The organism is Paenibacillus sp. LjRoot56 (assembly GCF_964253335.1).
In the GTDB taxonomy this organism is placed as follows: domain Bacteria; phylum Bacillota; class Bacilli; order Paenibacillales; family NBRC-103111; genus Paenibacillus_E; species Paenibacillus_E allorhizoplanae.
The window spans coordinates 2,649,970-2,664,726 of sequence record NZ_CAXURV020000001.1 but is presented as its reverse complement, the minus strand read 5'-3'; the positions used below and the strand labels follow the sequence as shown (position 1 = coordinate 2,664,726).

Below are 14,757 nucleotides of genomic sequence, written 5' to 3'. Positions count from 1 at the left end.
TGTCTTTTTGGGAACATTTGCATTACGATTTAACTACCAAAAGAAAAGGGGATGAACAAATGAAAAAAATATTAGGCATGGGAGCTTCAATTGCTCTTGCTGTAAGCGTTCTCGTAACCGGCTGCTCCAAAACACCTGAGGCATCACCTTCTGCTGCTGCGTCCGTCGCGCCTGCTGCCACCGCAGCAGCGGCTACACCTACACCTGAAGCACAGAAACCAGTTACCCTTAAATTCTGGGGAGGCGTTCCGCCAGAAAGCGGACCACAAGATGCCGTCGATGCGTGGAATAAAGCGAATCCAAACATTAAAGTAGAATATACGCGTTATGTTAACGACGACCCGGGCAACCTGAAGCTCGAAACAGCCCTGCTCTCTAATACAGATGCACCTGATATTTACATGAACTACGGTGATGCCTATATGACCAAACGCCAAGCTGCTGGCATGGCAGAGCCTTTGGACGACCTGATCGCCAAATCAGGCTTTGACGTTGAGGGTATTATCGGAGCAGCTAATATCAAGAAATTCGCAGACGGTAAATATTATTATTTACCAGCTAATAAGAACTTGGGTGCTGTGCTTTTCAATATGAAAGCGCTAGATGCAGCCGGCGAGAAACTCCCAACCGCCTGGACATGGGACGATTTCAGTGCAATGGCTACCAAACTTAACAAAGGGGATATGAAGGGTACCATGCTGGATCCAGCTTTGGGTTGGTTCGGGGATACTGTTCTACAAACAGCCAAACCACAAGACTGGGTAATCGCTGCAGATGGCACATCCAACTTCAATAGCCCAGCCATGAAGAAAGGCTTGGAAATGCAGAAGAGCTTGGAAGACAAAGGCGTCATGATGAAATATTCCGAAGCTGTAGCTGGCAAAATTACCGTGCAAAATGAACTTTTAACAAGCAAAGCTGCTATGATGGCTTCTCAAATTTACATCATCCGCTATATTAAGGACATCAAGAGCTTCCCGCATGATTTCAAAGTTGCATTCGCTCCTTATCCGCAATTTACGGCAGGCAGCAACATTAATCCAGGTGGCGGTATGGGCGACTATATGTCCATTAATAAAAACAGTAAAAACAAAGAAGCATCCATGAAATTCATCTCATGGTATTTACAAGAAGGTAATATGGCCATGGTACCAGGCGGCCGTATTCCAACGAATAAAAAAGCAGATGCTGGCAAAATCGCCTCTATCCTCATTGGTGATGCGAAGGATCTGATTGACGAAGCCTCCTTGAAAGCACTGCTAGCTGGCAATTACACATTCCCAACGTCCTACAATGTACCTGTTCCAACTGAACTAAGAGCTATCTTTAAAGATGAGATGGAGAAATATCTGCTTGGCGCTCAACCGCTTGACAAGGCTTTGGATACAATGAAAACGCGTGCGGATACAACGATCAAAGGCGCCAAAAAGTAAGGCAAATTCATTCACAGTCACTTGAAAACCTCTGGCAGATTCTTGCTGGAGGTTTTTTCAATGAAACTACAGAAAAGATCACGTTTACGCTATGGGAATTCGTTCATTCGCTTGGTAAAGTTACGTTAACACATGAATTCGAAAGGGTGGCTTACGAATGAAACGACATTTCTGGCATAACGCCAAATTCAGGGAAAACCTTGCAGGCTACCTGTTTATTTTGCCCAACTTCTCAGGGTACCTTATCTTTATACTCCTGCCGATCTTATTCAGTTTGTACCTCGTATTCGTGGATTGGGAATATCTCAAAGGTTTTGCGGGGATCGAATGGGTTGGCTTAGATAATTTCAAAGCGTTGGGCAGTGATCCGAAATTCGTCAAAGCGCTCAAAAATAATATGGTCTTTACACTAGTCAGCGTTCCAGGCTCAATCATTATAGGACTCCTGTTTGCTGTCGTACTGAACAAGTATGTGTTTTTCAAGCAGACACTACGAACACTGATCTTCCTGCCTTATGTCAGCTCGCTCGTCGCTGTATCCGTCATTTGGAGCATTATGTACCGAGCGTCCGATGGTCCGATCAACCAGTTGCTCAAGTCCGTTGGCATTGATCATCCACCAGGCTGGTTGTCGAGCCCAAATTCTGCTCTTTTCGCGATAATCATTATGCAGGTTTGGGTAACGATTGGGTACTCGATGGTCATTTACTTGGCCGGATTGCAAGGGATTTCCAAGGATTTGTACGAGGCTTCAGATATTGATGGAGCTTCGAAAATTCGTCAGTTTTTCCAAATTACTATTCCTATGCTCACGCCAACCACTTTTCTCGTTGCCATTACACTCATTATCGGCTCTTTCCAGATATTTGGACCCGTCAACATTATGACACAGGGTGGTCCAATAGATTCGACGATGGTGTTATCCTATCACATTTATTTACTTGCTTTCCGATTCTACAAAATGGGCTATGCAGCTACCGTCTCTTGGGTGCTATTTGCCATCATCTTCGTCGTCACGATCATTCAATGGCAAAGCCAGAAACGTTGGCAGCAACACTTCTAATAGTAAAGGAGCAACCCCTATGGAAACTATCGCACCTCTTGATGCTACACGAAAAACAACCATTACCACTATTAGAAGGGGCAGCTTCTGGCTTAAGATCCTCCTTACCATCATCTTGGGAGCGATCTCCATCGTTATGATTCTGCCTTTTTTATGGATGATCTCTACCTCTTTCAAAATAAATGGCGAAGTATTCAAATATCCGATCGATTGGATTCCGAATACATGGCATTTTGAGAATTATAAGAAAGTCTGGGCCGGCACAGATCCTTTCTATTTATTCTATTGGAATTCAATCAAAATTACGGGAATCACTGTTGCTGGTAACCTATTAACGAGTGCCATGGCTGGCTATGCTTTTGCCAAAATACGCTTCAAAGGCCGTAACTTCCTATTTCTGCTTTATTTATCAACGATGATGATTCCGGGCCAGGTTTTGCTTGTCCCTCGCTTCATCTTGTTCGATCAGCTGCAGCTGATCAATACACACGCTTCCATTATTTTACCAGGTCTATTTACCGTATTCGGTACCTTTTTGATGCGTCAGTTCTTCATCAGCCTTCCGAACGAACTGCTGGAAGCAGGTCGTGTTGATGGATCGGGCTACTGGCGAACCTTCTGGCAAATTTGTTTGCCGTTGATCAAACCTGCGTTAGTCACACTCTTGATTCTCTCTTTTACTTGGCATTGGAATGAATACGAAACCCCGCTCATTATGCTTCGAGAGAAAGACTTGTACACGATTCCATTAGGTTTAACGAGTTATGTTGAAGAGTTTGGTACGAATTATGTCCTCACCATGGCAGCCTCCGTTTCCGGGCTTGTACCTCTGCTCATCGTCGTGGTTGTCTGTCAAAAATGGTTCGTAGAGGGAATTGCAAGCTCGGGATTGAAAGGCTAGCCTCACAAAAAGGAATGAATTAAGCTTTCTTCAAATATGAAAAGGCTATTTCTTGTAGAAATTCTACATGAAATAGCCTTGTTTTTTTATTTCGGATAATAAGAGAATCCCGGATATTTGACGACGGGCCACTTTTCTTTACGCAGCGCATTCAACACCTCTGGTCCGACGTTCAAATTCGTACTAACCAGATCGACTGGCGTAAGCGCCATCCATTGATTTAACGACACATCCTCAAACCGATCACTCTTGAACATTTCCAAAAACCATAACGATTGTGTACCCGTATTCTGGATATAATGTCCCAATGCAAATGGCACATAACCAACATCACCAGCGCGATAATCGAATGTACGAGCGTTACCATCCCCAGCGAAAACGGTCATACGTCCCTGTCCAGTGAGGTAGTACTGCCATTCATCGTTATTCGGATGCCAATGCAACTCTCTCATTCCGCCAGGTTCAATCTCAACAAGCGCCGCTGCAATATTTTTGGATATCGGAAAATTAGTAGAGTCTACGATTCTGACGCTGCCGCCCGGCGTTTTGATCGGAGGTTGCGCGAGCAGTCGATGCTTAAAACTAAGCGGAATCGTCCCATAAGGGGACTGTACCTTCTGGCTTTCGATTGGGCCAGGAACCTTGTCTTGATAGATATAGACTTGCTCTTTGGGAATGTTGTTAAAGGCACTCATGGGAACGCCAAAATTGGCGGAAAGTACATCCTTCGGTGTTCGTGAAAACCAATCCGAGATAGAAATTGTATTCAAATCAGAAAAGTTACCATCATCAAAAACAAGCAAGAATTCGCAATGCTCTAGTCCCTGAATGGAGTGCGGAAGTCCTGGCGGGAAGTACCAAAGATCCCCTGGACCTACATCCGCTATAAAATTGCGACCCTCTTGGTCAATCGACGTGATCCGAGCTGAACCTACTATCATGTAGGACCATTCGGCTTGTTGATGCCAATGTAACTCGCGAACACCACCAGGCGTCAAACTCATGTTAACACCAGCCAGCGTGGTTGCAATGGGTAATTCCCTAGCCGTAACTTCCCGTGACCAGCCTCCAAAATTCAATTTCATCGAAGTATCGGAAAATGAAAATTTCAAATTCGGCAGCAAGCCAGAATCCGTTATTGGAGGAACTAACATATTGGGGTTTTCCATATCCCTCATAATATCTCGAGGACCAGTATCTATCCCACCAGCTCCATCTGGCCGAATTGGCTGTGGCACATTGCCGTACACGCCCTGATTCCTATTCGGAGTATCCATCGACTGTCTCCTCCCCATTAAGGTGAGTTTACGTTGTATCTCATCCTAATTGATATATGAGACTAATTCTGCGTTCATAACTTTAGCATCAATTTCTCCTTATAGAAGTTCACATATTTTCCCTTGAAATTGGAATAATAAACCTGTGTAACTAACAAATTATAGAAGGAAACTTTTTATGGATATACTAAAATTGTTCAAAAAAAGTAAATTATCATCAGCTATTCCTGCGTCAAACACGATTGTTCCTCCTTCTTCAGTGGAGTCTCCTCTAGCAGTAACCCTAGCAGAGAATAGAAAATGGATAGAACAACAACTCGCCAATGTTTCGATATTTGCTATGTGCCTAGATATTTTGGCGCGGATATGCAATACGGAGCACTTGTTGTATATTGCGATTCACTTATAAACGATAAAGAATTGATTTTTCTAAAAGATGTACTCCAAGATCTTGTTTTTCAAGAAGCAGGCTTTGACGCAGCAAACATTGATCTTAAAAGTTTAATCTCATTCGTTGAGAATCATGGTGTCTCTTCTGGGAATGTGACGATTATTGACCAATTGCCAATTGCAGTACAGAACATCCTGCTTGGTCAAGTTGTCATTTTTTTTGATCAATGGAACAAGGCACTGGGCTTTAATGCGCTTACTTTAGAAACAAGACAAATTAGTGAACCCACGAATGAACCGGTAGTTAGAGGACCTCAGGAAGCTACTGTGGAGAGTCTAAGAATCAATTTAGGGTTGCTGCGGAACCGTTTGAGAAGCGCCAATTTCAAAATTAAAAAGTTCTTTGCAAGCGGAGAAATTAAGACTGAAATTGCCATTGGTTATTTAGATGGGTCCGTGAATCCAAAAACGTTAACCGAATTTAAAAAACGTTTTGATAAAGCCATACAAGAAGAAATTTTGGAAGTCGCTTATATCAAAGAATTGATTGAGGACTCTACGTACTCCCCTTTTCCACAATATCGACATACGGAACGTACGGATACCGCTGTTGCTGCACTTCTTGATGGGAAAATCATTGTTATCACCTGTGGTTCTCCTTCCATTATGATTTGTCCCGGTCTCTTTATCGAGTTTTTCCAATCAAGTGAGGATTACTACATACGATCCTTGTATTCCTCGCTTATTCGATTGCTTAGAGTAACCGCGTTTATATGGCTCTTACCTTACCGAGTCTATATATCGCTATCTCAACTTTTCACTCTGAGCTCATTCCCACTGTGTTGCTGTTAGCCATTCTGGATACTCGTGAAGGTATCCCTTTCCCCGCATTCATCGAAGCTTTGTTGATGGAATTTTTCTTTGAAATCATGCGCGAAGCCGGTATCCGTCTTCCAAAACCCGTAGGTTCAGCAGTGAGTATTGTCGGAGCCCTTGTCATTGGACAAGCTGCCATTGAAGCCAAAATCGCTTCCCCCATCATGGTCATCATCGTGGCCCTGAGTGATAGGAGATTTACTTTTCCGCTTCGCAACATGTATGAATGACTGATCCGCTCCGTTTCAAATGCCTACCTTACCCATAGACCCGTACCTCAACCACCTCCGCACACGGGCAGCCGTTCGTCGCTTCCACGACAAGTCGCAGCCGATCTGTGGCAATGGCTGCATCTAACTGCAATCTTCTTGTTCGCTTCCGATTGTTTGTCACACGCTGAAGCACCATCCATGCCTCATCCACCCATGCTTCCAATCGGTAGTCCTTCACCAACTCCGGTCTGACTTCATCACTCGTCCTGAACGCGTGAAGATTAATTAAATCCTCATGGACATTATCATTAAAGGTTACTTGTAGATACCTCAGATTCTGGGCTTCATCCCATTGAAGCTCAAGCCACTCTTCTTTGGCTGGCGACATCGGCTCTGACATCCATTGATGTGGGGCGCCATACGGCCGCAGATAGCCATTCGTTACCTTTTCCACTGAGAATGCTTTCGTCTCTGATGTGAGTCGGAAGCAGATTGGCTTGCGATCCACGCCATTTTTCATGCTCCACTGAACAACTGGCTGATCCGGTTGATGATTCTCTAGCTTCGGATCCACAATCGGCTTCGTTCCTCGTACAAAAGCAATAGTTCCTGTGTGCTGCTGATCGGAATGATATATCACCACATGTTCATTGGCTTTGATAATGACGAAAGCATTCTGCGTCTCGTCTGGCTCCCAATCCAGTGGAAAGCTGATCCACTGCTGTTCCCCTGCATTCGCAGCTCTCTCCGTCTGCTGGATCAGCACCTTCGGCACATAATTCTCCGCCCGGCCCGTATCCCACAGTTCCACTTGAATCGTAGTTGCTTCACTTACATCAACCAGCAGCTCAAAGCCCTTCAGCTGTGGTTCCACAGGGAATAACACCGCTACATCGTCGATCAGTCGCCTTGGCTCCACGGCATGGGAAACACTCAGTTGTGTTAACGAAGAGGAAGCCTTCAACCTGGCCAGCCGTCCAAGATCGTGCTCATCCTCATTCCGAATACCAATCAACGCGGCATCTTGTCTTAGCAGCACCTGCTGGAGCTCCTTATTATGCTTCTGATACAGCTCACGCGGTGTCACTTGTTTCTGAACGCATAGCGCCGCGCCCGTTCCTGCGGCCTCCCCGATTACAGCGCAAGTCGCCATGACGCGCGTCGTACCGAAGGCCACATGGGATGCGCTTATATTACGTCCCGCCATCAGCATGTTGGCTACATTTACGGAATACAAACTGCGAAATGGAATATGATAGATGCCATCCGCATGCAAATGCTTCGAACCGCTCTCGGTCGAATACATCCCCTGGGGCGGGTGCAAATCAATGGACCAACCGCCGAAGGCGACGGTGTCCTCGAACCTCGTCTGAGCCAGAATGTCATTCTGGTTCAGCATGTAATCCCCGATGAAACGGCGGTATTCTCTTTTGCCTGGTAAAGCCCCTACCCATTCTAGCGTCATATTCGCTGAATCAAATTGACCTGAATTTTTGATAAAATCCCAAATCCCATAAATAACCGACCATAACTCGTCCCGAATACGCTCGTTCTCATGTACAGTATCTAGCTCGCCGCCCCACTCAATCCACCAATAATGACAGCCCGAATCACCGCTGCGAATAACACGCTTGATCGGAATCGAAGTCGTTGTAATGTCTTTGGCGAAGCTCGGCGGATGGTATTTAACCGGGTGGCCCACGTCTTTGGTATAAAATAAAATTGTACTCCCGAGTGTAATGTCATCTGAGATCTCTGGCGCCCACTCCTCCTGAAACTCTTCTCGTGCTTCACGGCCGATACGAAATTTGGCCCCTGCCAAGAATCCTATTAGGCCATCCCCCGTACAATCTAGAAACACTTCGCTCTCGAATTGAATACGCCGCTCCGAGCCCATCATCCATCCTGTAACCGAGCGAATGATTCGATTATTCTCTTCCCCATCCGCTTCAACCTCATGCACATCGGTGTTAAGGAATAACTGTATATTCGCTTCAGCGCGTACAGCTTCCAGCACGATTAGATCCCATAGATACGGATTCCCGTCAGGATTCTGATACTGATTCTCTACAAACAACTCGCCCATAATACCTGTTTCGCGTGCGTACCGATTAATGCCATGCGCCGTTGCACCACAAACCCACACACGGACCTCACTTGACGAATTCCCTCCGAGTACGGGCCGATTTTGAATTAGTGCCACCGTCTGACCTAACCTCGCAGCAGCTATAGCTGCACACACGCCTGAAAGACCGCCACCGATGACTGTAATATCTTTTTTTACCCATTCTTCTCTCATTGGATAGCCTCCATAATATTTGATATTACCTTTATTTTATAGGATTAACAGCACTTTAAACCATGCACGCTTTTAGCAATTACTTATACAAAATTTCACTAGCAAGACTTTCTTCTACCAAGCGAATCCACTATGATAAAAGTAGGTATTTCATACCCATGATGATTCGGAATGAGAGAGGATAGGTAAGCGCGATGCAACTTCAAGATGCCGATCAGACACAACCAAAGTTGCTCAGTCACATGTATTGGAGGGAGAAAGCAGCCTTTCAGCTTCAGGAGGATTCGAATGAATTCTGGGTGCTATTTGCCGTAGAGAATGGGAGCTTCTCTTACCAGATTCAAGAGCACGAGGGGACTGCTGCATTCGGAGATCTAGTGCTATGTCCACCGGGGGTTACTTTTCGAAGAGAAGTCATTCAGCCCTTATCTTTTCACGTCATGTTGCTGCAATGGTGTGATCCGTCAGGACATCCGTTAACCATGGAAACTCATATCCCCTCAGGGAAAATTTCCATCCAAGATCTCAATCGACTGTCATCTAACTATGCCTACTTGAAAAAATGGTTCCAACATGAAGGAAAGGTTGCTACCTCCCTGCGTCAACATGTAGTTACTGACCTATGGATGCTCGTTGTGGAAGAAGCTTATTCAGCAAGCCCAGAAGCCGTATCTCCTTGGACAGCAGGGATTACGAACAATAAGGATGCCCTTATATCTGGGGCAACTCAACGGCTGCATGAACTCGCGTCATCCACCTGCATCATGAAAGACATCGCCATGGAACTTGGATTGACACAGGTGCAGTTTACCCGCCGATTCAAAAAATCGACCGGCATGCTGCCGATCGATTACTTAACCACGTTACGTCTGCAGAAGGTACAGCAACTCTTGCTGGATAGTGAGATGACCTTGCAGCAGATCGCTGGGCAATGCGGCTTTGAGAACGAATTTTATTTGAGCCGTGTATTCAAAAAACGCATGCATGTAACTCCATCTTCCTTTCGCAAGCTTCATCGCCTATGAATGGACGTCTTAGACCAACTAGTGCAACTATACGAGAAGCACACAAGTTTAGTATGTTACTAGCATCACAAATGAAGCTATGATTTCTTGGGCCATCGCTTTGGCTGATCATGCGTGGTACCTCGTTGACGTTTGTGGGTATTTTTCAAATATCAGGAAAAGCTTATATCGAGTCTTATTTTTGCGAAAGGTGGCTCTCTCTATGAACATTCTCATCTTTGGAGCAACGGGGATGGTCGGACAAAGCGTATTGCGTGAATGTTTGATTGATTCACAAGTTAACCAAGTCGTTTCGATCGGTCGAAGCGCTACACAGCAGACTCATTCGAAATTCCGTGAACATATCCTCAAGGATATCACCGAGCTATCCCCTTTAACGGATGAGCTTTCAAGTATCGATGCTTGTTTCTTCTGCCTCGGCGTTTCATCTGTAGGTATGAGCGAGGAAAAGTACCATGCAATCACCTATGATCTGACCATGAATATTGCTAACGCGCTAGTCCAAATCCAGCCCAAGATGACCTTCGTCTATGTGACTGGTGCCAGCACCGATAGTACAGAGCAAGGCAGCAGCATGTGGGCACGTGTCAAAGGTAAAACGGAAAATGCGCTCCTCAAACTGCCTTTTAAATCAGCTTTCATGTTCCGACCTGGTGCGATTCTGCCGAAGAATGGCGTCAAATCCAAAACCAAGCTATACCAGACCTTCATTGTCATCTTGCGTCCAATTTTCCCTCTCCTACAGAAATGGTTCCCGAACGCCGTTATCGACTCCGAACAAATTGGTCGTGCCATGATCGCCGTCGCGCGAGACGGCTATTCAAAAGCGATTCTCGAGAGCACCGATATTCGAGAGGCATTGGGGAGATAGGCGAGGTGCTAGGTGCTAGCGCGTGATCTACTTGATGATCTGTGTGCAAGATGTGTTTCAGACTCTAAGGTTTGCATAACCACCAACTAGATAGATTCAATTTTGAAATAGATGGATTTTTATGTCGTTAATTTCGCCGAAAGCGGCTGCTTTTGGGCAATAGCTGTATTTCCTACAGTTAATTTCTCCCCTTCCACGCCGCATGAATCCAACCTTCTGAATTAACTGTATGTTTTACAGTTAATCGGAGAAATAGGGGAAAAGCGCTAAAATTAACTGTATGTTTTACAGTTAAACGTTGGAGGCGGGTACTACTGTCCAGCGTTCGGATACCGCCTTGAGGCAATTAGCCTACCCTAGAACGCAGAAGAGCCTCCCATTCCGGGAGGCTCTTCCCATTCGTTTAGGTCACTTCCGTGGCCAATCTATCACAACGAGGCACTTGCACAACGTGCGGTCCAGCACTGTACCCTTGCTCCCCATCTTAGTAGGCTATATCGCACACACTTCCGCGGAAGTGACTATGCTTCATCGAGAAGTTCCCCCAAGGTGGAACTTTCATATGCACCTTCTCCGCGTCCAAGCTAGGATACAGCCCGACGACGCCAATGAGCATCGCCGCGGCAGGCATGGAGCTCCAGCCCTGCAGGTTGGAGCCATTACCATACCTCGGACCATCAGGGGAGCCTCCCCAAATCGGTACATGTTCCATCGCAATCTGGGTTCCCTCTTAGCTGTTCGTGCCTCTAAGCTTCTTCTCCGAGGACTGATATTTTTTCAGGCACATGTAGGCGATCACAAGAATAAGCACCGGCAATCCCCCAATGAGGAATCGGAAGCCATGAATCGCGCTGGTGACCTGAACTTCATTATCCGCATCAAAGCCGCTCGTCGCGAAGAAAATCCCCATAATCCCATATTGAATGGACATCCCGATGCGAATGATAAAGCCATTCACGCCATAGTACATCCCTTCACGACGACGTCCCGTTTGCTGTGCATCGAAGTCAACGACATCGGAAAGCAGAACATGCAAGGACAGCATGAAACCGGAAACTGGAATACCTAGTAGAGCGCCAATGATAATCACCATGACCGTCGAGTCGGCAAAAAGGAAGCCTAGCGAGATGATCGCATACAAGACTGATGAAATCATCGCAACTCGAACCGTTGATAATCGTACGCCGCTTTTTGCCCAAATGAATGACATCGGGATGGCTACGATAAACACCGCGCCTAGGAAAATCGAGTTTTGAGTTCCGTTTAACACCACGACGTATTTCGTGTAAAAAGCTGTTAACGACACGAACATCGTTGTCGTCAATTGAATCAATAAATTCGCTACGACGTAGGAATTGAATAGTTTATTTTTAAACGTCTGAACCGTTGCTTCTTTAAAATGTAGGGGCTCTGACTTACTAGCAGCGGGATTCTCGAAAGAACCGTACAGGGACACATACAAGGAAATGACCGCAATGATAGCAAATATCCCCGCCATAAGTCCCCAACCTAAAGAGAGCCCTAACGATTTCGCAAGCGCGATACCGATGATCATACCGATGATGCTGAACATTTGCTGGAACGCTGACACTTGATAACGATCCTTCTTGGTTTGATACATCTCCGGAAATAACGCACCTGTGTTAAGTCCAATGAACGAGTAGATCAAATCGAAGAAGAACGTTAGTGTGAAAAAGTAAATTAGCAGCATCGTCGTGCTGCCCGCAGGCGGATTAAAGAGGAAGAAGAATAGAACACCAAAAGGCAGACTTCCGAACAAAATATACGGAATACGTCTGCCGAAACGCGTTTTCGTACGGTCACTCACATACCCAGCAACCAAATTGAACAAGGCATTCAGGAAGCCGTAAATGATCATCCCGATGGAAATCGATGTGCCGGAAACATTCAAAACCGTAACATAATAGAAAACAGCAATGGCACTAAACGCTTGCCACAAGACGCTAAGTCCAATTTGATTCGAGCTGTAAGCGAGTTTTTTGGATAATGAAATCATTGGACTTGCCTCCTTCGTCATAGGTAGCTGTTGCTGTTAGCTGTATAGTGCGGATGGGAAGAAGTGCAGCTGGTGGGACGTAAGTAATTTAAAAGCTTCCGCATATCCTTTGGCATCGGGGTCTTGCTTCAACTTGGTGTACAATTGAATGGCCTGATAGTCAAAATAACCATTAACCAAGGGCCAATTAACGTTGTCAAATTGGCTCTTATGGGCAAGGATGGACGCGATTTTCGTTTCCCAATGGGCCGATACATCAATGAAGGTGTTCGGATGCGACGTCGAATAGAACGCGATTTGCGGAACATCATGTGGTTTGGATCCAGGGAATAGGATCTCATTTGACGAGAAGAGCATGGCCGAAGCTACAGCTTTCCCAGTCTTGATATGGTCCGGATGAGCCTCATATGGCATCCAAGGATCTACAGTCATCAGCAAATCCGGCTTCTCTTCGCGGATAATCGGAATCAACTTGGCAAGCAGTTCCTCTTCGGTATAACTGCCCATATCCGGGTAATCAAGCGTAATATGCTTGGTCACACCCAATATATCCCCAGCGGCCAACCGCTCTGAACGGCGAATCGCTGCGATTGCTTCTGGTTCTATCTCGCCAGTTGAACCACTGCCACTTCCATCCGTAATAGTAATGTAAACGATTTCACAACCGCGCTGTGCAAGTTCGTATAACGTTCCTGCAGCCCCAACTTCGTTATCATCAGGGTGGGGTTGAACGCATACGACTTTTTTGACATCTAACAACTCAGGAAGACCTAATATTCGTCTAATATCCATGTGACATCCCTCCAATATGTCACATTCTATCATATAAGGCGGAGAAATGTCGAAAATGTTCCCTCGTGAAATCAGGGGATTTCCTTTATACTTATTTGCAAGAGGCGAAGAACGTCCCTGTCCATTTTTCATGAGTGGAACAGGGGCGTTTTTCTCATTTTAAAGGAGGGAAAGATCATATGAATTTCGAGGAAATGCATGCTTTATGGATTCAAAACCATCTTGACCGCAGAACCGGAGAACGCAGAGGCCGTTTAGAGCGTGGGCATCAAGAGGCGGAAAGGCTGTTCTGTCAGAAATTCTGGTGGGAGCTCCGAGGCAATTTCGATGAGTTACACCCAGAATTCGAAGTATTGGATTGGCGTGGACGCTCGTATTTCTGCGACTTCGCCTGGCTGACGAAATTTGTGAAATTGATCATCGAGATCAAAGGATTCGGCCCGCACGTGCGAGACATGGACAGGCAGAAATACTGCAATGAGCTGAACAGGGAAACCTTTTTGACTGCGATGGGATATCAGGTGATTTCATTTTCATACGATGACGTCGCGAATCGCCCTGACCTATGCATTACGCTGCTTCGCATGTTGATTAGTCGATTTCAGGCTATCTCCTCACCTGTCAGTCTAGACAATGTGATGGAACGGGAAATTGTTAGGCTAGCTTATACGCTCGCTGGGCCACTCCGTCCAATTGATGTTCGAACACATCTGGATATCAACTACCGCTCAACCGTTCGAGTGCTCCAATCACTCTGCGACAAAGGTTGGTTCATCCCGTACAAAGGAGCTGAAGGAAAACATGTGCTTCGTTATGAGTTAGTAAAAAGGGATTATATACGCATGATGTAATGAATTGGTGTGTTAGGTGGGGAATGGTAGCGAGGGTGAGTGTGATAGCTGGTCTGTGGCAGGTGGGGTTTGATGACGGGGGAGAGTGTGGTGGCGGATTGATCTCTCTTACTCCACTTTCTCTCCCACCTCACTCTCAAAAATGCAAATATACAACCTTTTCCACTAATTTTTGGTTAAAAAAGGAAAATGCGTGCAAATAGGCAACCTTTTTCACGAATTTCATTGATGCCTTTTTGCATCAATTTCCAATTTCGGAGGGGAAACCTATCCCAAAAGTGCTCTTTTGCATTTTTGACAGCGCAAGAGGACTTGAGAACTTGAGGACTTGAGGACTTGCAGGTCCTCAGGCATTCCCTTCGCGACCTCTACTCCCCGCAGTTCATTCTACTCCTTACTTCTCATTACTTGCATTACTTGCATTACTCTCATTACTCTCATTACTCTCATTACTCCCCATACTTCTCATTACTCTCATTACCCTCATTACTCCCCATACTTCTCATTACCCTCCTTTCTCCCCATACTTCTCATTACTCCTCATTGCTCCTCCTTACTCCTCCTTACTCCTCCTTACTCCTCCTTACTTCCCATACTTCTCGTTACTCTCAACACTACACATTCCTTCACTTTCTCCCCCCTGCTCCAAGCTACACTCACATCCCACTCCCCTACATGTCCCTTCCACCTCATTTCTCCAATCACACTCGCCCCCATACTTCGTGCCACTTATCGCCATCACAACGTATA

Annotated in this window: 13 protein-coding genes; 8 read left to right on the top strand and 5 right to left on the bottom strand. The window is 45.7% G+C overall.

The genetic code is table 11. The features are described from left to right. Positions 1-59 precede the first annotated feature (59 nt). From ACSQ8O_RS11855 to ACSQ8O_RS11845, 3 genes are all read left to right on the top strand, one after another. Positions 60-1,433 carry an ABC transporter substrate-binding protein gene (locus tag ACSQ8O_RS11855; protein ID WP_436241729.1) on the top strand — a complete coding sequence of 458 codons (1,374 nt, stop codon included), beginning with the start codon at positions 60-62 and terminating at the stop codon, positions 1,431-1,433. Positions 1,434-1,590: 157 nt separating this feature from the next. Further along, a complete protein-coding gene (locus ACSQ8O_RS11850) occupies positions 1,591-2,496 on the top strand; it encodes a carbohydrate ABC transporter permease (protein ID WP_236285881.1) in 906 nt (301 codons plus the stop codon). Between the two features lie 19 nt (positions 2,497-2,515). Continuing rightward, on the top strand, positions 2,516-3,397 hold the full coding sequence (locus ACSQ8O_RS11845; RefSeq protein ID WP_436241728.1) for a carbohydrate ABC transporter permease: 882 nt from the start codon (positions 2,516-2,518) through the stop codon (positions 3,395-3,397). Between the two features lie 86 nt (positions 3,398-3,483). Here ACSQ8O_RS11845 and ACSQ8O_RS11840 read toward each other — a convergent pair whose 3' ends face one another. Then, positions 3,484-4,674, bottom strand: a complete 1,191-nt coding sequence (locus ACSQ8O_RS11840; protein ID WP_436241727.1) for an oxalate decarboxylase family bicupin — start codon at positions 4,672-4,674, stop codon at positions 3,484-3,486. Between the two features lie 300 nt (positions 4,675-4,974). On the opposite strand from ACSQ8O_RS11840, the gene ACSQ8O_RS11835 reads away from it, so the two are divergent. Both ACSQ8O_RS11835 and ACSQ8O_RS11830 read left to right on the top strand, forming a co-directional pair. After that, entirely contained in the window at positions 4,975-5,916 is a 942-nt protein-coding gene (locus ACSQ8O_RS11835; RefSeq protein ID WP_436241726.1) for a spore germination protein, read from the top strand. Continuing rightward, positions 5,904-6,170, top strand: a complete 267-nt coding sequence (locus tag ACSQ8O_RS11830; protein ID WP_436241725.1) for a spore germination protein — start codon at positions 5,904-5,906, stop codon at positions 6,168-6,170. Before ACSQ8O_RS11835 ends, ACSQ8O_RS11830 begins: the two co-directional genes overlap by 13 nt. 28 nt (positions 6,171-6,198) lie before the next feature. On the opposite strand, the gene ACSQ8O_RS11825 is transcribed toward ACSQ8O_RS11830, so the two are convergent. After that, positions 6,199-8,451, bottom strand: a complete 2,253-nt coding sequence (locus ACSQ8O_RS11825; protein ID WP_436241724.1) for an FAD-dependent oxidoreductase — start codon at positions 8,449-8,451, stop codon at positions 6,199-6,201. 194 nt (positions 8,452-8,645) lie between these two features. On the opposite strand from ACSQ8O_RS11825, the gene ACSQ8O_RS11820 reads away from it, so the two are divergent. Both ACSQ8O_RS11820 and ACSQ8O_RS11815 read left to right on the top strand, forming a co-directional pair. Beyond that, the gene (locus ACSQ8O_RS11820; RefSeq protein ID WP_436241723.1) at positions 8,646-9,476 is read left to right on the top strand and encodes a helix-turn-helix domain-containing protein; all 831 of its coding nucleotides are present in this window, start codon (positions 8,646-8,648) and stop codon (positions 9,474-9,476) included. 202 nt (positions 9,477-9,678) lie between these two features. After that, positions 9,679-10,347, top strand: a complete 669-nt coding sequence (locus tag ACSQ8O_RS11815; RefSeq protein ID WP_436241722.1) for an NAD-dependent epimerase/dehydratase family protein — start codon at positions 9,679-9,681, stop codon at positions 10,345-10,347. A gap of 484 nt (positions 10,348-10,831) precedes the next feature. Here ACSQ8O_RS11815 and ACSQ8O_RS11810 read toward each other — a convergent pair whose 3' ends face one another. The 3 genes from ACSQ8O_RS11810 to ACSQ8O_RS11800 are packed head-to-tail and all read right to left on the bottom strand — an operon-like array spanning position 10,832 to position 13,156. Further along, a complete protein-coding gene (locus tag ACSQ8O_RS11810) occupies positions 10,832-11,059 on the bottom strand; it encodes a hypothetical protein (RefSeq protein WP_436241721.1) in 228 nt (75 codons plus the stop codon). Positions 11,060-11,077: 18 nt separating this feature from the next. Beyond that, entirely contained in the window at positions 11,078-12,364 is a 1,287-nt protein-coding gene (locus ACSQ8O_RS11805) for an MFS transporter (protein ID WP_436241720.1), read from the bottom strand. Between the two features lie 36 nt (positions 12,365-12,400). Continuing rightward, positions 12,401-13,156 (bottom strand): PIG-L deacetylase family protein, encoded by a 756-nt coding sequence (locus ACSQ8O_RS11800; protein ID WP_436241719.1) that lies wholly within the window; start codon positions 13,154-13,156, stop codon positions 12,401-12,403. Positions 13,157-13,335: 179 nt separating this feature from the next. Here ACSQ8O_RS11800 and ACSQ8O_RS11795 point away from each other — a divergent pair, with 179 nt between their 5' ends. Then, entirely contained in the window at positions 13,336-14,007 is a 672-nt protein-coding gene (locus ACSQ8O_RS11795) for a DUF559 domain-containing protein (RefSeq protein ID WP_436241718.1), read from the top strand. The last annotated feature ends 750 nt before the right edge of the window (positions 14,008-14,757 follow it).